This is a genomic window from Pectobacterium wasabiae CFBP 3304, from assembly GCF_001742185.1.
Classification (GTDB): domain Bacteria; phylum Pseudomonadota; class Gammaproteobacteria; order Enterobacterales; family Enterobacteriaceae; genus Pectobacterium; species Pectobacterium wasabiae.
The window spans coordinates 115,334-138,353 of record NZ_CP015750.1 but is presented as its reverse complement, the minus strand read 5'-3'; the positions used below and the strand labels follow the sequence as shown (position 1 = coordinate 138,353).

Sequence of the window (23,020 nt, the reverse complement as noted above, 5' to 3'; positions counted from 1 at the left end):
AATTACATGTTGTTATCGAAATTTCAATTCACCTCTCGATTAAACCATCCCCTTGGAAAGATGTAAAACTGTGATAGCTGGCACAAACCTTGCTTTAACTCATTAGCAACAACCAAACATTCATAATGCGTTTCGGGCCAACGGCGGTGCGGAAAGTGTTAATCGGACAACGGCGTCCATAAGCGTGCAGATTCTGCATGGGCTTGTGGACGCCGTTTTTGTTTTTACCACCTGAAAGGGTGTTTTGCGCAAGGGTGTCGTTGATGAGTGATTCCAAAACCAAAAGCATGACCGTCTCTCGCCGCCAATTTCTGTTGGGGAGCGCCGCACTGGGAGGCAGCCTGATGCTGCCAGGGTTGATGAATAGCGCTTGGGCTGCGGGTTCCGACGCGCCGGAGAAAAAGGAAATTCGGGTGGGGTTCATCCCGTTAACGGACTGCGCCTCGGTCGTGATGGCGGCAGTGAAAGGTTTCGATAAGAAATACGGCATCACTCTCGTTCCCAGCAAAGAAGCCAGTTGGGCAGCGGTCCGTGACAAGCTGGTATCGGGCGAGCTAGATGCTGCGCATATTCTGTATGGCCAACTGTACGGCTTGCAAATGGGGCTGTCCGGGGCGCAGAGCAACATGGCGGCACTGATGACGCTCAACCAGAACGGACAAGGGATTACGCTGGCGAACCAACTGCGAGAAGCCAACGTCACTGACCTTGCCGCGCTGCAAAAATATGTCGCTGCCAGCCCGGCGGGTACTTACACCTTCGCACAAACCTTCCCGACGGGAACGCATGCGATGTGGCTCTACTACTGGCTGGCCTCCGCGGGATTCATCCGTTGAACGACGTGCGCACCGTGGTGGTGCCGCCACCGCAGATGGTGATGAACATGAAGATTGGCAACATGGTCGGCTATTGTGTCGGCGAGCCGTGGAACCAGCGTGCCATCAGCGAAAAAATCGGCTTTACCGCGGCCACCTCACAAGATATTTGGCCGGATCACCCGGAAAAAGTGCTCGGTACCCGCGCTGACTGGGTGAGCGCCAATCCGAACAGCGCCCGCGCATTGACTGCTGCGATCCTCGATGCGTCGCGTTGGATTGATGCCTCAGATGACAACCGTCGCGAGACGGCTGGTGTGGTTGCCGGACGTGCGTACATCAATGCCAAAGAAGAAACCATCGTCGGACGCATGCTGGGCCAGTACGAAAATGGGCTGGGGAAAAGCTGGAAAGACGAACACGCAATGCGTTTCTACCACGACGGTTCGGTGAACTACCCGTATCTGTCCGACGGGATGTGGTTCCTCACCCAGCATAAACGCTGGGGCTTACTCACTGAAGACCCGGACTATCTGGCCGTCGCGAAGCAGGTTAACCGCATTGATATCTACAAACAGGCAGCCGATGCCGTAGGCAATGTGCCGTTGCCCGGTAGCGACATGCGCAGCAGCGTGCTCATCGACGGTCGCCGCTGGGACGGTAGCGATCCGGCGGGTTATGCCAACAGTTTTAGCGTGAAGAAATAAGTGAGGTTGATGATGAAAAACCAGGCCAAGGTCATTCCAATTACTGCGGATAACGCCCCGGAAACCATACACAGCGCCGACATTATGCCGCTGCCAACCAAGCCAGCAATGGCTGAGAACGCGCCGACGGCTCCCGCTTTTTCCTACCGTCCGTTGCTGCGTAAGCTGTTTCAACACCTTTTCCCTGCCTTACTCGGGCTCGGGTTGCTGGTTGCCGTCTGGCAGATTGCTGCGCTCAACAGCGAAAATTTCCCAACGCCGTGGACGACCTGGCTTGCGGCGCTCAGCCTCTTTGCCGATCCGTTTTATATCGCAGGGCCGAACGATCAAGGCATTGGCTGGAACGTATTGGCCTCGCTGCAACGCGTGGGTATCGGTTTCGGTCTGGCGGCGCTGGTGGGTATTCCCGCTGGTTTCCTGATTGGCCGCTTTACCTTTCTGGCCAACATGTTTAACCCGATCATTTCGCTGTTGCGTCCGGTCAGCCCGCTGGCATGGTTGCCTATCGGTCTGCTGCTGTTCCAACGTGCTGAACCGGCATCCAGTTGGACTATTTTCATCTGTTCCATTTGGCCGATGATCCTCAATACCGCCGAAGGCGTGCGCCGTATCCCGCAGGATTACCTGAACGTGGCGCGCGTACTGAAGCTTTCTGAATTCGCCATCATGCACAAAATTCTGCTGCCTGCGGTATTGCCTAACGTATTGACCGGCGTGCGCCTGTCGATTGGCATCGCCTGGTTGGTGATTGTGGCGGCAGAGATGCTGACCGGCGGCGTCGGTATCGGCTTCTGGATTTGGAATGAGTGGAACAACCTGAATGTGGAAAACATCATCATTGCCATCGTGGTGATTGGCGTTATCGGTCTGCTGCTTGAGCAGGGACTGGTGTGGATTGCTAACCGTTTCAGCTATGACAACCGCTAAGGAGCCGACGATGCGTACAACCCCGATTATCCAAGTGCAAAAGGTGAGCCAGCGTTTCAATACCGCCAGCGGTGAGTTTCTGGCGCTGGATCAGGTGAGCTTTGATATTCACACCGGAGAGACGATCAGCCTGATCGGCCACTCCGGCTGTGGTAAGTCCACGTTATTGAACCTGATTGCTGGCCTGACGTTGCCGAGCAGCGGTGGCCTGCTGTGTGACAACCGTGAAATCGACGGGCCGGGGCCGGAGCGCGGCGTGGTCTTTCAGAATCACTCGCTGCTGCCGTGGCTAACTACCTACGAAAACGTGGCGCTGGCGGTACGTCAGGTATTCCGCGGGCAGATGAACAAGCACGAAATGCACGAATGGATTGCCCACAATCTGGAACTGGTACACATGGGGCATGCATTGAACAAGCGACCGAATGAGATCTCCGGTGGGATGAAGCAGCGTGTGGGGATTGCCCGTGCGCTGGCAATGAAACCGAAAGTACTGCTGATGGATGAACCATTCGGTGCGCTGGATGCGCTGACCCGTGCGCATCTTCAGGATGCGGTGATGGAGATTCAGCAGCGCTTGAAAACCACGATTGTGCTGATTACGCACGACGTCGACGAGGCGGTGCTGTTGTCGGATCGCGTACTGATGATGACCAACGGCCCGGCGGCGACGGTCGGTGAGATCATGACGGTCGAGCTGGAACGCCCGCGTTCACGCGTCGCGCTGGCTGACGATCCACGCTACCACCACTACCGTCAGCAGGTGTTGCATTTCCTCTATGAAAAACAGCCTAAAGCAGCCTGATAGCGAGGCCAGAACGATGATGAAACCGCATCTTATAGTGATTGGTAACGGGATGGCGAGCGCACGATTCGTCGATGTGCTGCGGCAACTGGCCGCGACGCGCTACCGAATCACCGTAATTGGTGATGAGCCACGCGTCAGCTATAACCGCATCCTACTGTCGCCGGTATTGAGCGGTGAAAAAGCGTTTACGGATACGCTGCTGACGCCTGCGGCTATCGACAACGATGCGGCGCTGCCGGTGAACACTCTGCTGGGTGAGCGGGTCACCCGTGTCGACCGCCAAGCGCGTGAGGTGACAACGACGCAACGGCAGTTGCATTACGATCATTTGGTGCTGGCGACAGGATCTACGCCGTTTATGCCGCCGATGCCCGGTATCGATCTGGCGGGGGTATGTGGTTTCCGCACGCTGGATGATGTTGAGCTGATGTTAGCGACAATTGCTCAGTCCGTTCCTGCGGTAGTGATTGGCGGTGGTCTGCTCGGTATTGAAGCGGCAGCGGCGCTGAGACTGCGTGGTGCTGACGTTACGTTGTTGCATCGCGCTCCCATTTTAATGGAACGTCAACTGGATGCCACGGCGAGCGACTTGCTGTGCGACAGTCTGCGTGCGCGCGGTATTGCCTGCGAGACGGATGTGCAGGTTGCGGCGCTGCATGGTGATGAGCACGGCGTAACGGCGGTCGCGCTGGCAGATGGTCGCACGATCCCCGCCGGACTGGTGGTGGTGACCGCTGGCGTGATTCCCGCCAGCCAACTGGCTCGCGAGTGTGGCTTGCCCTGCAATCGCGGTGTACTGGTGGACGGACAACTGCAAACCGCCGATCCGCATATCAGCGCGATTGGTGAATGCTGCGAACTTAATGGCGAAACCTTTGGGCTGGTGGCTCCGTGTTTCGCCCATGCCACGCTGGTGGCGCAGCGCCTTGCTGGACATGCACCGCAAGACTATCAGCGTGAGCAGGCGACGACGCGACTGAAAGTCACGGGAATTGGCGTGGTCAGCGGCGGCGATATTAACGTGGCACCGAATGATGAGGTGTACACCACGTTTGATCCGCAGACGCAGCACTATCGCCGTCTGCTCCTGCGCGACGGTCGGCTGAGCGGCGTCCTACTGTATGGCGACACTGACGACAGCCCGCGCCTGCTAGCTGCAATGGATAGCACCACTGAAGGCGAGATGATACCGCCTGCCTCACTGCTTTTCGGTCTTTCTTCCCCTGATTCTGACTCACAGCCTGAAGCTGTAAGGATTCCTGTCATGAGCAAACCTATTTTGGTGGTCGTCGGCCACGGTATGGTCGGCCACTATTTTCTTGAACAATTGGTTGAGCGTGACCTGCACCAGCATTACCACATCGTGGTATTTGGCGAAGAACGCCATGAAGCCTACGATCGTGTCCATCTTTCTGAATATTTTTCCGGGCGTAGCGCCGCGTCGCTGTCGCTGGTAAAAGACGGCTTTTTTGCCGAGAGCGGCATTGAATTGCGCAGCAGCAGCGAGATTGTGGCGATCGATCGTGAACGTCAGTGCGTATGTGATGCGCAGGGCCGAGAAACCGCCTACGACAAACTGGTGTTGGCGACGGGATCTTACGCGTTTGTTCCGCCAATCCCCGGCAATACGCGCCCTGGTTGTTTGGTTTATCGCACGCTGGACGATCTGGATGCGATTGCGGTGCAGGCGAAAAAGGCCACATCCGGTGTGGTGATTGGTGGCGGTTTACTGGGGCTGGAAGCCGCCAACGCCCTGCGTCAATTGGGGCTAGATACTCATGTGGTGGAATTTGCACCGCGCCTGATGGCGGTGCAGTTGGATGACGGCGGTGCCGCCATGCTGCGTCGCAAGATCGAGGCGCTGGGCGTACAGATTCATGTCAGCAAAGAAACACGTGAAATTACTGACGGCGAGCAGGCATTGCATCGTCTCTGCTTTGCTGACGGCAGCGTGTTGGAAACCGATCTGGTGCTATTTTCCGCAGGCATTCGTCCGCGCGACAAACTGGCGGATAGCTGTGATTTAGAGAAAGGGCCGCGCGGCGGTATCGTGATCGATGACCGTTGCCAGACCTCAGACGATGCGATTTTCGCTATTGGTGAATGTGCGCTGTGGAAAGGCCAGATTTTCGGGCTGGTGGCACCGGGCTACCAGATGGCACGCAGCGTGGCGGATACGTTAGCGCAGCGTGATACGCCGTTTACCGGCGCAGATATGAGTACCAAATTGAAGCTGCTGGGTGTGGAAGTGGCTTCGATTGGCGATGCGCACGGGCGCACCGCGGGGAGCCAAAGCTACCAGTGGACGGATGGCCCGAACGAAGTCTACAAGAAAATCGTCGTTTCTGCCGACGGTAAGCATTTACTGGGGGCGGTACTGATTGGCGACAGCAGTGATTACAGTACGCTGTTGCAAATGATGCTTAACGATATGCCGTTGCCTGCACAGCCGGAAGGGCTGATTTTACCTGCGCGTTCTGGCGATGCACCGAAAGGGCTGGGCGTGGCGGCCTTACCGGCCACTGCACAGATCTGTTCCTGTCATAACGTCAGCAAAGGCGATATCTCCGCTGCGGTAGCGGGCGGCTGCGGCGAACTGGGCGCGTTGAAAACCTGCACCAAAGCGGGAACGGGCTGCGGTGGCTGTGTGCCACTGCTTAAGCAGGTGATGGAGTACGAACTGACGCAACTGGGCGTCGAAGTGAAAAAGGATATTTGCGAGCACTTCGCCTACTCACGTCAGGAACTATATCACCTGATCCGCGTGCATGAGATCCGCTCGTTCGACATCCTTCTTGAGCGTTACGGCCACGGTTTAGGTTGTGAAGTGTGTAAGCCGCTGGTGGGTTCTATGCTGGCGTCCTGCTGGAATGACTATCTGCTGCAACCGCAGCATCTGCCGTTGCAGGATACCAACGACCGTTTCTTTGCCAACATCCAGAAAGATGGCACCTATTCCGTCGTGCCGCGTGTTCCGGCGGGGGAGATCACCCCGGCAGGACTGATCGCTATCGGTCAGGTGGCGCAGCGCTATAACCTGTACACCAAGATCACTGGCGGGCAGCGGGTGGATTTATTTGGTGCACGATTGGAACAGCTTCCGGCGATCTGGCGTGAACTGATCGACGCTGGATTTGAAACCGGTCATGCCTACGGTAAATCGCTGCGTACCGTGAAATCCTGCGTGGGATCGACCTGGTGCCGCTACGGCGTGCAGGATTCCACCGGGCTGGCAATCCAACTGGAGCAGCGCTACAAAGGGCTACGCTCACCGCATAAAGTCAAAATGGCGGTTTCCGGCTGTACCCGCGAATGTGCGGAGGCACAAAGCAAAGATATCGGTGTGATTGCCACAGACAAAGGCTGGAATCTCTACGTGTGTGGCAACGGCGGCATGAAACCGCGTCATGCGGATCTGTTTGCCAGCGATCTGGATACCGAAACCCTGTTGCGCACCATTGATCGGGTCTTGATGTTTTATATCCGCACTGGCGATCGTCTCCAGCGAACCAGCACCTGGATGGACAATCTGGAAGGCGGTATCGACTATCTGCGTCAGGTGATTCTGGAAGACAGTCTGAATATCGGCGAAGAGTTAGATAAAGAGATGCAGCGCGTGGTGGAGGCCTACCAGTGCGAATGGCAAACCACGCTCGAAAGCCCGGAACGTCTGGCGTTGTTCCGTGGCTTCCTGAACAGCGATAGTCCGGATGAAGCGGTGGTGATGGTGCCGGAGCGCGGGCAGATCCGTCCAGCGCAGGAGCATGAAAAAGCGATATCGCCAGAACCGGTAGCTCTGAAACCCGCCGCGCATGAAGCCGAATGGGTACAGGTCGCGACGCTGGGTGACATTCCGCGTCATGCCGGCATGGCGGCCCGCCTCGGGCAGCAGCAGATCGCGCTGTTCCACCTGCCGGGCAGCGAGCAGCAGGTGTACGCGTTAGAAAACCACGAACCGGGCAGCGGGGCGAATGTGCTGTCGCGTGGGTTGATCGGTGATGTCGCGGGTGAGCCGGTGGTGATTTCTCCGCTGTACAAAAAACGCTTCAAGCTACGAGATGGCGTCAGCACGGATGACAGTGCGTTGTATGTTCGCGCCTGGCCGGTGCGCGTGGAAGACGACGAAATTTGGGTATGCCGTCAACCGCTGGCTGTGCCGGAAAGCGTCGGTCTGGTAGACAATGCTATGGCGAAAGCATCATGAACGCGCGCGTCTGTCGGACAACCTGCCCGTATTGTGGCGTCGGCTGTGGCGTGCTGGCAGAACACGATGGGCAAGGTGCGGTAAAGATCAGCGGCGATCCCGTACACCCGGCGAACTTTGGTCGCCTGTGCGTCAAAGGTTCCGCGCTGGGAGATACGCTGGATTTAAAAGGCCGATTGCTGTGGCCGCTAGTGGAAGGGCGTCGCGTTAGCTGGGAGCTGGCGCTCGATACGGTAGCCGAACGGCTGCTGGCGACCATGCAGCAGCACGGCCCGCAGTCGGTGGCTTTTTACGGTTCAGGCCAGTTGTTGACGGAGGATTATTACGTCGCTAATAAGCTGATGAAGGGTTTTATTGGCATCGCCAATATGGACACCAACTCACGCCTGTGTATGGCGTCGGCGGTGGTTGGCTACAAGCGCGGATTAGGGGCGGATGCCGTTCCCTGTAATTATGAAGATATTGAACAGGCGGATGTGGTGGTGCTGGTGGGCTCGAATACTGCCTGGGCACATCCGGTGGTGTATCAGCGGTTGGTGCAGGCGAAACGGCAGCGGCCGCAGATGCAGGTGGTGGTGATCGACCCGCGACGCACCGCAACCTGTGATATTGCCGATCTGCATTTGCCGCTGCAACCCGGCAGCGATGCCGGGCTGTTTAACGGCCTGCTGCATTGGATTGCACAGGACTCGCGTATCGATCTCGCCGCATTGGCTGGACGCTTTTCCGGCGTGCAGGAAGCACTACTGTCAGCGCAAGCATGGTCGGTGGCGCAGGTGGCAGATTTCTGTCAATTGGATGAGGCCGATATCGCGTGTTTCTATCACTTATTCAGCACCAGCGAGAAGGTGGTTACGCTCTATTCTCAGGGCGTCAATCAGTCGTCTTCCGGCAGCGATAAATGTAATGCGATTATCAATGTTCATCTGCTGAGCGGCAAAATCGGTTTACCTGGTAGTGGTCCCTTTTCGATAACCGGACAGCCAAATGCTATGGGCGGTCGGGAAGTCGGCGGACTGGCTAATCAGCTTGCCAGCCATATGGGGTTTACGCCGCAGGATATCGATCGCGTGGGACGTTTTTGGCGGAGCGATAACGTAGCGACACAGCCCGGTCTGAATGCGGTGGATCTGTTCCGTGCGGTTGAACGCGGCGACATTAAAGCCGTGTGGATTATGGGCACCAATCCGGTGGTATCGATGCCGGATGCCGACCGCGTGAAACAGGCGCTGGAGCGCTGCCCGCTGGTAATTGTCTCCGAGGTGATGCGTCATACCGATACCGCAGAAACCGCCGATATCTTACTCCCTGCGTTAGGCTGGGGGGAAAAAGACGGTACGGTGACCAATTCCGAACGCCGGTTGTCTCGCCAGCGTGCCTTTCTGCCTGCGCCGGGAGAAGCCAAAGCCGACTGGTGGATGTTGAGTCAGGTGGCACAGCGCATGGGATTTGCCGACGCGTTCACTTATCAGCATCCCGCAGAGATTTTCCGCGAACATGCGGCTCTGTCGGGGTTTGAAAATAACGGCAGCCGTGCGTTTGATATCAGCGGGCTGGCAACGCTCAGCAATCAGCAGTGGCAGCAGTTGGAACCGATACAGTGGCCGGTGAATGCCGCGTTCCCGCACGGGCGTGCGCGACTGGGTGACGATGGACGATTCTGGCATGTGGACGGAAAAGCGCGTCTGGTGGCGGTAACGCCGTCGCTGCCACAAAGCTCGTGGAGCGCAGCGTATCCACTGGTATTGAACACCGGGCGCATTCGCGATCAGTGGCACACCATGACGCGTACTGGTAAAGCCGTCCGTCTGATGCGTCATATCAGCGAACCTTATTGCGAGCTGCACCCACAGGATGCGCAGACGCATGATATTCAGGCGGGCGATCTGGTGCGTCTGTCGTCGGTGCACGGCTGGATGCTGGCGCGGGCGCGTCTCGACGTCGGGCAGGTGCGCGGCAGCGTGTTCGTGCCGATGCACTGGAATCAACAGTTCAGCGCTCAGGCACGAGCCGACAGTTTAGTTGCCCCGATTACCGATCCCTATTCCGGCCAGCCGGAAAGCAAGCACAGTCGGGTACGTATCCAGCCGTGGCATACCGCCTGGCAGGCCACGCTGTTTTTTGCCGATGAACCCGTTTCATCGCTATTAACATTACCCACAGAACATGATGTTTTGCCGCCACCTGCGACCTATTGGAGCAAGATCCCTCATGAGGGCGTGACGCAGTATCTGTTTGCCGACCACACGCCGGTAAACGACTGGCAGGCATGGCTGATTGAGCATTATGGATTGGAAAACATGCAGTGCCAGATCGCGCAGGGTAACGGCGTATTTCATCTGGTTGGCTGGCGAGAGGGGCACGTAGTGCTGGCCTGCTATGTCAGTGCACAGGCGCTGCGCATCGACAGCGATGCGGTGCGTCAGGCGTTTATCACGCCACCGCAGCTAGCGCACGAGCGTCACGCGCTGCTAGCGGGTCAGGCACCGCAGGGACAAGTGAAGCAAGGCGCAACGATTTGCAGTTGCTATAGCGTTGGCGAGGCGATCATTGTTGGCGCGATTCGCAAAGGGTGCCACAGCGTGGCGGCATTAGGCGGCACGCTGAAATGCGGCACTAACTGCGGTTCCTGTATCCCCGAACTGAAGGCGTTATTGAGTCAGCATGTGCCGATAACGGTCAATGAATTGAAAAAAGCAGGTTGAGCGCCACGGCGTAATGAGGTGTGACATGATGACAACACAATCAATATTGGCACAAGGTCAGCGGCGTCAGCCCGTACTCGGCGGTGAAATCTGGCTGGTGGGCGCAGGGCCGGGTGATGCAGAACTGCTGACGCTGAAGGCGCTGCGGGCAATCCAGCAGGCGGATGTAGTGGTCTACGATCGGCTGGTATCGGCGGAGATTATGGATCTGGTGCCAGAGTTGGCGCTGTGTATCGACGTGGGTAAAACGCGCGGCTGTCATCGACTGTCACAGGAAAAAATTAATCAACTGTTGGTTGAGCTGGCGCAGGCTGGGCAGCGGGTGATCCGTCTTAAAGGCGGCGACCCGTTTATTTTTGGGCGCGGCGGCGAAGAGATGGATTATGCCCAGCAGGCGGGGATCGTCTGTCATGTGGTGCCGGGCATTACCGCCGCGACAGGTTGTGCGGCGGCCGTGGGACTTCCGCTAACGCACCGTGCTTGTGCACAGTCGGTGCGTTTCGTGACCGGTCATTCGCGCGACGGCGAGCCGCAACTGGACTGGTCGACGTTGGCGGACAGCCAGCAAACGCTGGTGTTTTATATGGGGCTGAGCCACAGCAGTCGACTGTGCCAGCGCTTGATTGAACACGGGCTGTCAGCACAGACGCCTGTTGCGATTATCGAACGCGGTACTCAACCCGATCAGCGATTACTAACCGCGACGCTGGCGACCTTACCGGCATTATTGGCGCGCTATCAGCCACAGTCGCCGAGCCTGCTGGTGGTCGGCGATGTCGTCCGCTTCTGTCGTCACCCGGCGCTGCATGTTGAAGCGACGCCTGCGCTGCTGACGATGGAAAAGCATGAGGCCGCCTGACGGAAACGGCCCCCTGTCTGCACTCAGCGCCTCGACATAAACAGATTTTTCTTCGGGGCGCTTTCCACTTTCTACGCTCTTTTCTGCTTTCTTATCGCGTCCCCGTTACTCTCCCACTGAATTTTTATCCAGTGTCTGACAGGGAAGGGGACGAGATGCCATCGCATGATGCGATTTTCAAACAGTTTCTAAGCGACATCGCCGTCGCACGGGATTTTCTGACCATTCATCTGCCGAATGAAATCCGTGAGCGATGTGATTTCAGCACGCTGCAACTGGAGTCGGCGTCGTTTATCGATGAAAAGCTGCGTGCGCGGATATCGGACGTGTTGTACTCACTGCGTACGACCGCAGGCAAAGGGTATATTTACTGTGTGATTGAACACCAAAGTCGCCCAGAAAAGCAGATGGCTTTCCGGCTGCTGCGCTATTGCCTGGCCGCCATGCAGCAACATCTGGATCAGGGACACGATCGCTTACCATTGGTGGTGCCGCTGCTGTTTTACCATGGTAGGTCGAAGCCTTATCCTTATAGTCTGCGGTGGTTGGACAGTTTTGCCGATCCTGTATTGGCACAAACGCTGTATGAACAACCCTTCCCACTGGTGGATTTAACCGTCATGCTGGACGATGAGATTCGCACGCACCGGCGTATGGCGTTACTGGAACTGGTACAGAAGCACATTCGTACCCGTGATATGCTGGAGTTGGCGCGTGAGATTGGGTTACTATTTGAACGCTGGTCGGTGCCGCTGACCCAGCGTCGAGCGCTGTTATTTTATATTGCACAAGCGGGAAACACATCCAAACCCGTAGATTTCATTGACGCACTAGCTGCACCGCTATCAACCGGTCAGGAGGACATTATGACGATTGCAGAACAATTGAAAAAAATGGGATTCGATGAGGGAGTCCAACGCGGTATTCAGCAAGGATTAGCACAAGGCATGAAAAATAGCGCCAAACAGATTGCCCGTAATTTATTGCTAACGGGGATGGATAAGAACAGCGTGCAACAGGTTACTCAGCTTGAGACAGAAGAGTTGGAGCAACTGGTAACTGCTGTCCTGCATGAAACTCAACATTGATACCGTACTAAAAACGGAGCGTTGTCAGTGGCTTTTACGAGAAAAGGTCGATAGGCAACGCTCACGTCTTTTGTTAACGGGGCACTTTTAGCCTTTGACTCGCGCGGTCAGCCCTTTCAGAAAGTAGCGGATCACCTGATCGCCGCAGGTGCGATAATTTTTGTGGTCAGGGGCGCGCATCATCGCGGTGACTTCCGGCACTGAAATGCGAAAATTTTGTGCCATTAGGATCGCCTGAATATCATCCGTTTTTAGTGAAAAGGCGACACGCAGCTTTTTCAGGATAATGTTATTCGTCATCTTGCGTTCAAACTGTGGTGCAGGCTGGTTCTCATCTTGACCGCGTTTTTGCAGAATCAACCCGTTCAGGAAATAGCTCATCACGATGTCCGGGCAAGGCTGATAGCCTTCTTCTCCCTCTTTTTTGACGTAGCTCGCCAACTGCTGGGGAGGAACGGTCATCTCCACCAGCGTCAGAATCTTCAGCAGGTGGTCATTATTGAAATTCAGCATATAGCGCACGCTGCGCAGGACATCGTTGTTCATCATTACTGATAGGGTCTCGCCGTTCGTCTTGGTACAAAACGCACAGTATAAAGGGAACTACGGAGAAATGCAGATGCGATCGCTACCGTTATGATGAATTTTTGTTCCGAAAGTGGGTATCATGCCTTGCCGTCGTCATTGACGTTGTTAGAGGCAGAGAATCTGTCGCTTAGAATTGATAGGCTGCGAGTTTCTTCTCGATGGTTTTGTTGCCCTTGTATTTTTTCTGCAATACCGACTGTTGTTTCTGCGCGGTACCGCAATATTGATCCACGGAGCGTTCTATTTCCTTCTGTCGCTCTTCCGATAGTGAACTGTCCCATTCACCAGCAAAGTGTTGGCAGGTGTCAGCATTATCCAGAAATATTTTAACGTCATCGGGTAAAGTATCGGCGTGTTTCGCCAGTACACAGCCAGAAAGAAGCAACGCTGTTGTCCACGCAAACACTAATTTTTTCATTTTACCTTCCATCAATTGACCAATGGGGCCTATCTCTCTCTCCGCCATGAAACTTTATGACGCCGTAGCTTGCTCCAACACGATGTAATTCCGTATTCATACCTGTGGCAGGCTGTGTTCTGATGTTGATGTTGTTGCCTCCGCTGTCTTGGATTGTGAGTTCACCTCGCCAACTGATGTCCATATCAATTGCATGCCCTTCCGTGTGGCGGCTGCGTAGCGCCGGTGCCACATTCAGTCTGCTCATGCCGTAAGCATTGACCATTGCGGCGGCGGCTCGGACACTCTCGGCAGGAGTTGGATGAACCCACTGAATATTTACGCCAACCATAGGTGTAGCGCTTTCTGCTTGTGCCCTTCCTTGTGCAATCATCCAGGACCAGTGCATCAGATAGGCGCGTTCGGGAGGACGAAGAGTGGCGGATATCGTCACCTGTGCGTTAGAAGCTTGAAGTGCAGCAATAAATCTCTCCACCGATGTGCGAAAAGGTGAACGAAGATCTTGGATAGAGGCACTACCCGGATAAAGTCTGACCCAATCTGGGCCGCTGCGTCTCAGCATTGGAAGAACTCCTTTTCTCAGTAAAGGGAAAGGAAAAACAGCAAATCAGAATTATTCTTCTTTTCTAGATAAAATGGGATTATTGGTACATGAGAATAATCTGGATATAGATCATTCGGCGCGATGATGCCGACGGCCATTTTGCGATGGCGCGCCCCGGTTTTTCCTGCTCTGAGCCACGAGGTAATCTGATGGTAGAAGATATTTCCGCTGATTAGTGAAACGTCTCTCGCCCGGTAAAGTGCCCAACCCAGCCTTCTGGATTGGTAAAAATACGGATCGCAACAAAATCAGGAAATTCACCACAGTCAAACCAGTGCGGTGTGTTGGCGGGGACGCGTAAGAGATCGCCTGCTTCACAGGTCAGTTGGAAAACCTGCTCGCCAATCGGCACGAAGAACGCACCGCTACCACGTACAAAAAAGCGCACTTCATCTTCGCTATGGGTATGTTCCTGAAGGAATTTATCCCGTAGTGCCTTTCTCTCTGCGTGGTCTGGCGTCAGGCTGATCACATCGGCGGAGGTGTAGCCTTCTTGCTGTTTAAGCCGCTCAATATCGGCATGATACTGCGTCAAAATGGTTTCGCTGCTGGCATCGAGTGGAGGCGCTTCGGTTTGCCAGTGTTCTAGCTGAATTCCGGCGCTGGCAAGCAGTGCGGCAATGTCATTAAACGCGGTGAGTTGCTGAGTAGGCTGTGTGATGTGCGGACGGTGGTAAATCGAGAGTGTTGTCATGTCTGCTTTTCCCTTAGGTATAGAAGAGTCTTAACCATTCCTTTTATAGGGATAAAAAGCAAGATGCTTTTTTTTATAACTTATTCCGCCGATTGAGCCAGGATCGCGTCAAGCAGGCCGGGGAAGCGCTGTTGCATTTCACTGCGGCGCAGCCGGTTGATGTGCGTGGTGCCGCTGTTGCTGGTATGCAGCAGACCCGAATCGCGCAACACGCGAAAATGGTGCGACACGCTGGATTTCGGGCGACCGCCGTCGAGTTCGCTACACGTTGCTTCTTCTTGTACGGATAGACAACGCACAATGGCTAGGCGCAACGGATCGCTCAAGGCGTACAGGACGCGCTCAAGAGTAAATTCTTCAGGGGACGGGTGCTTAAAAGGTCTCATAGATGAATTATAGCGATAGGGTTGTCTAAAATCCATTGTTCGATTAATATCGAATTATCGAAGTAACCAGACAAGGTAGGAAATGTTATGTCCGCACTGTTTCAACCCTTCAAACTGAAAGACATTACGCTACGTAACCGTATCGCCGTTCCGCCAATGTGTACTTATTCCGCGAACGATGGCCTGATCAACGAATGGCATCAGGTGCATTATGCATCGCTGGCACGTGGTGGTGCGGGGTTGGTTATCGTGGAAGCGACGGCTGTGGCACCTGAAGGCCGCATTTCTCCGCGCTGTACCGGAATTTGGAATGATGAGCAGGCACAAGCGTTTGCCAAGGTCGCCAAATCTATTAAGGATGCGGGCTCTGTGCCGGGTATTCAGATTGCGCACGCCGGACGTAAAGCCAGTGCCAACGTTCCTTGGGAAGGCGATGATCATATCCCTGCGGGTGACTCGCGCGGTTGGCAGACGATTGCCCCTTCTGCTACGCCTTTCGGTGCGAATTTGCCCAAGCAGCCGCAGGAAATGACGCTGGAAGATATCGCCCGCGTTCGTGATGACTTTGTCGCTGCCGCTCGCCGTGCGCTGGAAGCCGGGTTTGAATGGCTGGAACTGCACTTTGCACACGGCTATCTGGCGCAGAGTTTCTTCTCTGTTCACTCTAACAAACGCAACGATCAGTACGGCGGCAGTTTTGACAACCGTAGCCGTTTCCTGCTGGAAACGCTGGCTGCGGTTCGCGACGTTTGGCCACAGCACCTGCCGCTGACTGCCCGTTTCGGCGTGATTGAATTTGACGGACGCGATGAAGAAACGCTGCAAGAATCCATCGAACTGACGCGCCGTTTCAAAGCCGCAGGGTTGGATATGCTGAGTGTCAGCATCGGCTTCTCTACGCCGGAAGCGACTATTCCGTGGGGACCGGCCTTTATGGGGCCGATTGCTCAGCAGGTGCGTGAGCAGGCCGATCTTCCTGTGTCCTCCGCTTGGGGCTTCGGGACACCGGAATTGGCTGAGCAGGCCGTGGCATCGGGTCAGTTGGATTTAGTGATGGTGGGGAAAGCGCATTTGGCGAACCCGCACTGGAGCTATCAGGCCGCACGCGAACTGGGCATCGATCGCGCCTCGTGGACGCTGCCAACGCCGTATGCTCACTGGCTGGAACGTTATTAATCACCGATCAATATCTTTGTGACATTGATGTATGTCTGACTGAGGGTGCCCAATCGTTGGCACCCTCATCACTCTGGTTTTAGTGGGAATTACGCCGCTAACGCAGTTCCTTCGTTGCCATACCTGCCTTCCGAACCATCAATGACGTGTTCCTGATGTATCAGCTCAAATTTGAGCTAATACATTTGTTTTTCAGAACTATTTCTAAGCGTGTAGCGTGCCCGTGTACTCTTTATTGTATCGTTCTTGGAGCAGGGCACGCGTTCGACAACATTGAATTTGGTTCACTACCGCTCTACGTTGCGTCGCTGCCAGAGGCAGCGGAAGCATCAGATTCGACGTTGCTGCTGTCAACGAGGGAGGATTCGCAGCCCTGGATCTGGGTTTGATTCTCGTAGAAGTGCGGATAAACGAATGGGTGCACAATGTCTGCGGCCAACTGATTTGTGTCAGTATCAAGACGACCGCTCATTAAATGAAACCAAGCATGGGCAATGATGGATTCAGGTAAGGCACGAGGATTTAATCCTTCTCTCAACTCTCCGCGAGCAAGAGCGCGCTCGATCGCAGGCCACCACTCTTCTACCTTCTGCTCACGAAAGGTATGGAGAGCGGGTATGAGCGATTTGTCGGTTTGCGCTTCAGCAATAAGTAGAGCAAAAACCCTGCCATCGCCTTGCCAAAAGGTGAATAGCCGTTGAAGCGCTGACACGACGTCACCAATTAAAGACCCCGTGTCAGAGTAACTGTGGTCACCTTTCATACGCATGTAAATAGCAAGCAATAGCGTCCCACGCGTTGGCCACCAGCGATAGAGGGTTGCTTTGCTTGACCGAGCTTTGCGAGCAATGGCATCGGTCGTAAGTCCCTTTATACCTTCCTCCAACAAAATTTGCGCAGCCGTGTCAAGAATAGCGGCAGCGGCTTGGGGGTTCTGTTTAGCACCGATTGAGCGGCGGCTGACTTTCTTATCATCCATTAGTGATCCCACGATAGATTGACTATAAACAGCATTGAAACATATCATAAGTACTGCCAGTACTTATTGTAGGTTATGATATTCAGCAGCCTACCTTTAATTACGCAATGCACATAGCACTATAGGAGATATTGAATATGAACATGAGTGGTAACACTATTCTGATTACTGGAGGCACCAGCGGCATCGGTCGAGGCCTGGCAGAAGCTTTTCACGACCGTGGCAACCGTGTAATTATCTTGGGGAGACGGCAAGACAAGCTCGACGAAATCACCGCGGCCCATTCAAACATGCGTGGCATTGCACTCGACGTTCGTGACGTTGATGCAATTGAGGATCTAGCCCTGCGACTTCGCGAAGAGGAGCCGGGCCTAAATGTTTTGATCAACAATGCCGGTATTTCTCGTGAGCAATCGCTTGTACCCGGTAAAGCCAGTCTCTCTGTGACGCGTGAAATTATAGATACCAACGTTGTTAGCGTGATAAACGCTACTGCTGTTTTCTTGCCGCAGCTCGCCGGGCAGCAGCAAAGTACGATTATCACCACGACGTCTGGGCTGGGATTTGTTCCGCGCTCAAACTTCCCGACTTACTGTGCGAGTAAAGCGTTCCTGCATTCCTGGCTGCAATCGCTGCGCGTCCAGTTGAAGAATTACCCTATAGAGGTGCTTGAGCTCGTTCCTCCCTATGTTCAAACGGAACTGATTAGTGAACATCAGCTCGCCGATCCGCACGCGATGCCCCTTGATGACTTCGTTGAAGAAGTCATGGCGCTTCTAACAGCGGGTGATGCTCCTAATGGAGAAATATTGGTTGAACGCGTTCAAGGAACACGCTTTGCGGAACAAAACGGCGATTTTAATCAACGTTTTGCGATCTTTAATAACCTGAATCACTGATATCGAACTGTGAGCCGTAGCTAACAGTTGCAACGGCTTGCATGCGTTCACCAGTGAGCGGTGACGCACGTTCGAAAGAAGGCATAGTGTCTTGAAGGAGGATAGGAATGGAATTTTATCGCAAATACTGGTGTTTTTTTGGTGGGATCATATTTGTTGGACTCGCTTATTTCCTTGCACTGCAAAAAGATATTCTGAGCCCCATACAAGTTATCCTGACTCTCAGCTACATGGGGTTCCTCGTACACCAGTTCGAAGAATATGGTATTCCCGGAGGCTTCCCATCACTCGGAAATGTCACTTTCGGTGAAAAGAAGGATTTTGACCGTTATCCATTGAATGCGAACCTGGTCATGATCGACAACGTTTTCATAACGTATCCGTTCTACATCATTCCAATCTTTTTCCCTGACTTGATCTGGCTGGGGCTAATCCAGATAGGGCAAGCAATGGTGCAGACCATTAATCACGTATTTACCAACAACATCAAGCTTAAGAGTATTTACAATCCGGGAATGGCGTCTGTTATCTTCATCGCCTGGCCTGTTGGGCTGTATTACATTTGGTATGTACACACTAACCATCTGGCCCACACGAGTGATTATATCATAGGCTTCTTCGGAAGCTTTCTATCCATCTTTGTTCTCTGGCTGATCCCGGTTTTTCTTTTGAAGAATAGAAACACCAATTATGCCTTTTCTGATTCGATGCTCTACGGTTTCAACGGCAACGCGAAACGTAAGGCAGATTCCATACGTAAGGCTGATAGATGACAGCCGAGCAATAGCGAGTAAAAAATCCAGTCATGGGCTACTTGCCCATGACTGATTCGACGGACTTGAAAAGGAATTCAGGCCTTCTGATTTGCCGGATGTCGCTATCTGCGACATCATCATCTTGATATGCCGTGACTTACCGAGGGGAGTCCGAGCAGGTTAGATACTAAATTGACAAGAAAAATGATAAAAATTCTGAAGCCGCAAATGCGACCTCAGAATTAACGGCTAAAAGGCTAGATTTTTTTACGTGAAATCAACCTGTCATAGATACCAGAACGTTTTAATTCTATCTCTGAGAATGGATATTTAGAGTTTATATCCGGTGACCATTGGAAAGTATATTTCCTGAATAGAAGAGCAAATGCAGCGGTATACATAAGACCCCATATCCAATCAAAACCAGAGATAAGTCCATGCGTTTGCCCGTACCATATATAGGCGAGCCCAAAGGGAATATGGCCCAGAATGACGGCCGCAAGACCTGGATTATATAGCGTTTTCATTGCCCGATTTACCCGGATGCCGTGTATACCAAACTGGCTCAGGCCAAATAGAATCGGTGGAATACCAATCCATGCATACTCTGGGAAGAAAATAGGCAGTAGATAGAATGGATATGCAAGAAACACGTTAGTGACCAGTGTATTGTGCTGATTCAGAGGGTATCGGTCCGGGTATTCACTATTGGATAATCCAATATTCATTACTGCCGGGAAGCCCCCCGGCCACCTGTATTCTTCAAATTGATGTAGCATAAGTGCAATAAAATTCAGAGCGGAGAGTCGGTGTAACCACCCAATCTCGTTCCATGATGCAACAAGCCAGACCAGGACGACCAGACTAAACACCAAACCAAGCTGATACCAATGACGACGATAGAAATCCATAAGGACACCATAATTAATGACTTCTGGGTCATTAATTATGGGTATAATGAACCTATTGTCAATTCGAACACCGTAAAAAGGGTAAAAATGGAAAAAATTACTAAACCAGTCAGAGCTCGCCGTAAAGAGGCAAGACCCGGTGAAATCATTGATGTTGCTATTGAAAGCTTTCTGAGCAAGGGCTATGAAGCAACAAAGCTCGATGCTGTTGCACGACAGGCTGGTGTAGCGAAAGGAACGGTTTTTCTTTACTTCGGTACGAAAGAAAAGCTTTTCCGAGCTGTGGTGCAGAAGGTGACAGAATCAAATTTCCAGAAACTGCGTAAAACTATTGATGATTACGAGGGAGCTTTTCCCGATTTTTTAAAGCTTTTGCTTTCAAGTATTGTGTCCTCTGTCAGCACCAGTCCCGCACCAGCAATGGCCGTAATGATTCTCAGAGAAAGTAAGCGATTCCCGGATATTGGGCAGATTTGGTTCGATGAGGTGCTATCGCCAACCCTTGGTTCGGTGCAAAGTGTTATCGAAAAGGCGCAGAACCGGGGGGAAGTCAGGCCAGGAGATTCTCGTGCTCACGCACTCTCAATACTGGGGCCAATGTTCACCGTTGCCATGATTGGGGAGATGGTAGCTGATGTGGAACATAAAATGATTAATCGTGAAACATTAGCTCACGAGCATCTTAAAACGGTACTGAACGGTCTGTATCTGCATCAATAGCCGAATGTTACTAAGCCCAAATAGTAAACTAATTTGGGCTAAATACCCCCAGGTTTTTATTACTTGCCGGCGTTGCTCTTTGACTTCCACCCCTCGCTCAAACCAGACAATCCCTGACGAGATCTTAAATCTGAGGTGCCGCTGAACAAGACTTCTGAGCTATCGATCAACCCCGGCGACTACATCTCCACGAGCAGGCGTTGGGGCTTATCTTTATCCGGCCAGTGCGTAATGGGAAGCACCAGCCTCCCTATAACCTCACTCAATGCGGCGCCACTTTTGAAAAGATATTAATCACCAGCACACCCGCGCAAATCAGCCCCATACCCAGTATGGCTGGCAGATCCAGTTTCTGTCCGCTGACTAACCAGCCCAGCAAACTGATCAGCACAATTCCTGCGCCTGACCAGATGGCATACGCCACGCCAGTAGGGATGTGTGCCAGTGTCTGCGAAAGCAGATAGAACGCGGCGGCGTAGCAGGAGATTGTCCCCACGGAGGGCCATAAGCGGCTAAACCCTTCAGAGTATTTCATCATCGTTGTACCAATCACTTCTGCAACGATGGCCAAGCCAAGAAGAATATAAGTATTCATAGCAGTCTATCCATAAAGATCAGCGTTCATATTCCCATTTTGGAAATACACAACCGTTAGGGCCGGGGGCGGTCTGTTTTCCGTTCTCATCGAAACGTGTTTCACATTTTGTGGTCAGCCTGCCGTCTTTCCAGACCCCGCTGCTTTTGACTTTGCCATCGGGGTAATAACAGGCGCTTTCGCCCTGACGCAACGCGCCCTGATAATCTTTGTACTCTTTACCATCGACCACCAACGGTTTGAAACCCTGAGCGCGGCTAATGCATTGCATCTGACCGTTAGGGTAATAGCTGATTTGGGTGTAGCTGTCATCGGTGCCGATACGCGTTTCATCCTGACGCTGGCCGTTGGCATACCAGGTATTATTGGTTTGCTGGTGGTTAAACAGATAATCGGCTTCGGTGAGCGGCGTGCCGTCAGGGTTGAAGGTTTGCTGTTTGCCGCAGTAGCCGCGACGACCCATCGACAGAGGGCAGTAATTACGCTCGATAATTTTGACACCAGCAGCGGTGAATTCCTGCATTAGCCCAACTTCATCACCGTGGTCATAGGTCGATATGGACTTTGGTTTTCCGTCAGGGAAATTATAGAGATACAAGCCGTCGAGTTCGCCATTGCGGTAGCCGCGATCGGCGCGCAAAGTGGTGCCATCGTCGTAATATTCGATTTCGCGGCCGTTCAGCGTTCCCATCACATAGTCAGCCTGATAAACCATTTTTCCGGCAGCGTTGAACTTCTGATACACACCGTGAGGAAGATTATCTTTATAATGAATGATTTGTGTCAGATTGCCTTTTTTATCACTCCAGCGCAGTTCTCCCTGCTTTACGCCAGCGATCAGTTCGACCTGTTGGATCTCGCCGTTAGCCGTGTTTAGCTTCCACATCCCGTTAGCCACGCCTTTCACAAACGGGCCTTCGCCGTTTTCGGTGATCCACATGCCTTCAGGCTGGTCATCAATATAATCGCCTTTCGTGCGCAGCACACCCGCCAAGCGGCGCTCGCTGGGGCCATGACGCTGACCATTGAGGTAAGTATCGAAGCCACTTAGCTCTGGTGTATTGCCATTCACACCATCGGTTATCTCCCAGCGGCCTTCACGCTTATCGTTTTTCATCAAGCCAGTGGCCGTTTCTTGCTCGTCACTGATGGTCCACTGGCCTTGCTGTTGTCCCGCTATATAGCTCCCTGAACTGCCGAAGCCTTCACCGATGGTGACCCATTTCCCGTCAGGAATACCATGTTGGAAAAAACCTTTAACTAAGCCATATTGCTCCGAGTAATAGACATAAGGCCCATTCTCGCTGCCGCGGAGTTTAGTCGGGTCAGCTTGCCAACTGATGGCGGTTACGCGAAATCCGGCTGTGGCGCTGTCTGACTCACGGCTGAATGTTGCGGTGAGAAATAAACCGTCTTTTTCCGCGAAGGTCTTTTTATAGGCGTAGACGTTGTCTGCGGGCTGTTTCGCCGCATGGGACGGTATGCCATCCTCAAAATACCAGCCGACAAGTTTACCTTGGGTAAAGTCGATGTTATCGAAATCGTGATTATCGAACGTCGGGTACTGCGCGCTGTAGTCATAAGGCGGAAGCTGGCTGAGCGCGCGTTTTACCAGCGTTGAATTGAGATCTTTATTCTCGCGCACCAGCTTATCCAGAACCGGTTGTAAACTCAGCAGCGGAATATAGCTGCCGTCTTCAAGATAACGCCAACTGTGCAGGGCGAACTTACCGTGACTTTTACTCAATACCAGCGTGATTTGACCAGCCTTGTCCACGTCTGCATAAAACACGGATTCTATGGTGGAATCGGGGAAAGTACCGAGCAGGTGGGGAAGGTGATCGACACTGTGATCCTCTTCGCTACAGAAACAGTAATAGCCATTGACCCCCTGGTTTTCCTGAATGAAAACCAGAAGGGCACTGCTGTTGCGTGCGCCCGAAATGATCGGATGCGCCAACGTTTTACCTGCGTAAAAAGGGGGAGGAGTGTCGTCTGGTGCTGCGATAGCCGTGCTGGTCCCTATAGCCATATTCAATAGTAGGATGCCAAACAGTAACTTTACGACGTTCATTCCCTGACCTGCTCCTTTGAAAAAGAGCGCTTAGGTTACATGAAATGTTTCTAACGGTTAATATTTCGTTGAATCTATTCTGTGTGGGTTGTTTATCAACGATGATTC

Annotated in this window: 19 protein-coding genes and 1 pseudogene; 11 read left to right on the top strand and 9 right to left on the bottom strand. The window is 53.3% G+C overall.

Going from position 1 to position 23,020, the window contains the following annotated elements:
• The first annotated feature begins 263 nt into the window (after positions 1-263).
• The 7 genes and pseudogenes from A7983_RS00695 to A7983_RS00665 all read left to right on the top strand — a co-directional run bounded on the left by A7983_RS00695 (position 264) and on the right by A7983_RS00665 (position 12,113).
• Positions 264-1,522 (top strand): annotated as a pseudogene (locus tag A7983_RS00695) (ABC transporter substrate-binding protein).
• 12 nt (positions 1,523-1,534) lie between these two features.
• Positions 1,535-2,449, top strand: coding sequence for a nitrate ABC transporter permease (ntrB, locus tag A7983_RS00690; RefSeq protein WP_005969787.1), 915 nt, complete (start codon positions 1,535-1,537; stop codon positions 2,447-2,449).
• A gap of 10 nt (positions 2,450-2,459) precedes the next feature.
• Positions 2,460-3,254, top strand: a complete 795-nt coding sequence (locus A7983_RS00685) for an ABC transporter ATP-binding protein (protein WP_005969786.1) — start codon at positions 2,460-2,462, stop codon at positions 3,252-3,254.
• Positions 3,255-3,273: 19 nt separating this feature from the next.
• Positions 3,274-7,461 carry a nitrite reductase large subunit NirB gene (nirB, locus tag A7983_RS00680; protein ID WP_081503808.1) on the top strand — a complete coding sequence of 1,396 codons (4,188 nt, stop codon included), beginning with the start codon at positions 3,274-3,276 and terminating at the stop codon, positions 7,459-7,461.
• Positions 7,458-10,166: a nitrate reductase gene (locus A7983_RS00675; RefSeq protein WP_005969782.1), complete on the top strand. Its 2,709-nt coding sequence runs from the start codon at positions 7,458-7,460 to the stop codon at positions 10,164-10,166. Before nirB ends, A7983_RS00675 begins: the two co-directional genes overlap by 4 nt.
• 25 nt (positions 10,167-10,191) lie before the next feature.
• On the top strand, positions 10,192-11,025 hold the full coding sequence (cobA, locus tag A7983_RS00670) for a uroporphyrinogen-III C-methyltransferase (protein ID WP_005969780.1): 834 nt from the start codon (positions 10,192-10,194) through the stop codon (positions 11,023-11,025).
• A gap of 155 nt (positions 11,026-11,180) precedes the next feature.
• The gene (locus A7983_RS00665) at positions 11,181-12,113 is read left to right on the top strand and encodes an Rpn family recombination-promoting nuclease/putative transposase (RefSeq protein ID WP_005969778.1); all 933 of its coding nucleotides are present in this window, start codon (positions 11,181-11,183) and stop codon (positions 12,111-12,113) included.
• Between the two features lie 87 nt (positions 12,114-12,200).
• Here the strand turns inward: A7983_RS00665 and A7983_RS00660 are convergent, their stop codons facing one another.
• From A7983_RS00660 to A7983_RS00640, 5 genes are all read right to left on the bottom strand, one after another.
• The gene (locus A7983_RS00660; RefSeq protein WP_005969776.1) at positions 12,201-12,662 is read right to left on the bottom strand and encodes a YehS family protein; all 462 of its coding nucleotides are present in this window, start codon (positions 12,660-12,662) and stop codon (positions 12,201-12,203) included.
• A 166-nt stretch (positions 12,663-12,828) separates the two neighbouring features.
• A complete protein-coding gene (locus A7983_RS00655) occupies positions 12,829-13,119 on the bottom strand; it encodes a hypothetical protein (protein ID WP_005969775.1) in 291 nt (96 codons plus the stop codon).
• Between the two features lies 1 nt (position 13,120).
• Positions 13,121-13,681 carry a hypothetical protein gene (locus tag A7983_RS00650; protein ID WP_005969774.1) on the bottom strand — a complete coding sequence of 187 codons (561 nt, stop codon included), beginning with the start codon at positions 13,679-13,681 and terminating at the stop codon, positions 13,121-13,123.
• Between the two features lie 214 nt (positions 13,682-13,895).
• Positions 13,896-14,417: a 1,2-dihydroxy-3-keto-5-methylthiopentene dioxygenase gene (locus A7983_RS00645; RefSeq protein WP_005969773.1), complete on the bottom strand. Its 522-nt coding sequence runs from the start codon at positions 14,415-14,417 to the stop codon at positions 13,896-13,898.
• An 80-nt stretch (positions 14,418-14,497) separates the two neighbouring features.
• Positions 14,498-14,839 (bottom strand): ArsR/SmtB family transcription factor, encoded by a 342-nt coding sequence (locus tag A7983_RS00640; RefSeq protein ID WP_005969772.1) that lies wholly within the window; start codon positions 14,837-14,839, stop codon positions 14,498-14,500.
• A gap of 51 nt (positions 14,840-14,890) precedes the next feature.
• Between A7983_RS00640 and A7983_RS00635 the strand changes: the two genes are divergently transcribed.
• Positions 14,891-15,979 (top strand): NADH:flavin oxidoreductase/NADH oxidase, encoded by a 1,089-nt coding sequence (locus A7983_RS00635; RefSeq protein ID WP_005969770.1) that lies wholly within the window; start codon positions 14,891-14,893, stop codon positions 15,977-15,979.
• Positions 15,980-16,274: 295 nt separating this feature from the next.
• Here the strand turns inward: A7983_RS00635 and A7983_RS00630 are convergent, their stop codons facing one another.
• Positions 16,275-16,958: a TetR/AcrR family transcriptional regulator gene (locus A7983_RS00630; protein ID WP_005969769.1), complete on the bottom strand. Its 684-nt coding sequence runs from the start codon at positions 16,956-16,958 to the stop codon at positions 16,275-16,277.
• 137 nt (positions 16,959-17,095) lie between these two features.
• On the opposite strand from A7983_RS00630, the gene A7983_RS00625 reads away from it, so the two are divergent.
• Positions 17,096-17,857: an SDR family oxidoreductase gene (locus tag A7983_RS00625; protein WP_005969768.1), complete on the top strand. Its 762-nt coding sequence runs from the start codon at positions 17,096-17,098 to the stop codon at positions 17,855-17,857.
• 107 nt (positions 17,858-17,964) lie between these two features.
• The gene (locus A7983_RS00620; protein WP_005969767.1) at positions 17,965-18,630 is read left to right on the top strand and encodes an HXXEE domain-containing protein; all 666 of its coding nucleotides are present in this window, start codon (positions 17,965-17,967) and stop codon (positions 18,628-18,630) included.
• Positions 18,631-18,869: 239 nt separating this feature from the next.
• Here A7983_RS00620 and A7983_RS00615 read toward each other — a convergent pair whose 3' ends face one another.
• Positions 18,870-19,523 (bottom strand): HXXEE domain-containing protein, encoded by a 654-nt coding sequence (locus A7983_RS00615; RefSeq protein WP_005969765.1) that lies wholly within the window; start codon positions 19,521-19,523, stop codon positions 18,870-18,872.
• 87 nt (positions 19,524-19,610) lie between these two features.
• On the opposite strand from A7983_RS00615, the gene A7983_RS00610 reads away from it, so the two are divergent.
• Positions 19,611-20,243, top strand: coding sequence for a TetR/AcrR family transcriptional regulator (locus A7983_RS00610; RefSeq protein WP_005969764.1), 633 nt, complete (start codon positions 19,611-19,613; stop codon positions 20,241-20,243).
• 262 nt (positions 20,244-20,505) lie between these two features.
• Here the strand turns inward: A7983_RS00610 and A7983_RS00605 are convergent, their stop codons facing one another.
• On the bottom strand, positions 20,506-20,838 hold the full coding sequence (locus A7983_RS00605) for an EmrE family multidrug efflux SMR transporter (RefSeq protein ID WP_005969762.1): 333 nt from the start codon (positions 20,836-20,838) through the stop codon (positions 20,506-20,508).
• Positions 20,839-20,857: 19 nt separating this feature from the next.
• Complete coding sequence (locus A7983_RS00600) at positions 20,858-22,912, bottom strand: toxin-antitoxin system YwqK family antitoxin (RefSeq protein WP_005969759.1); 2,055 nt, start codon at positions 22,910-22,912, stop codon at positions 20,858-20,860.
• Positions 22,913-23,020: the final 108 nt, after the last annotated feature.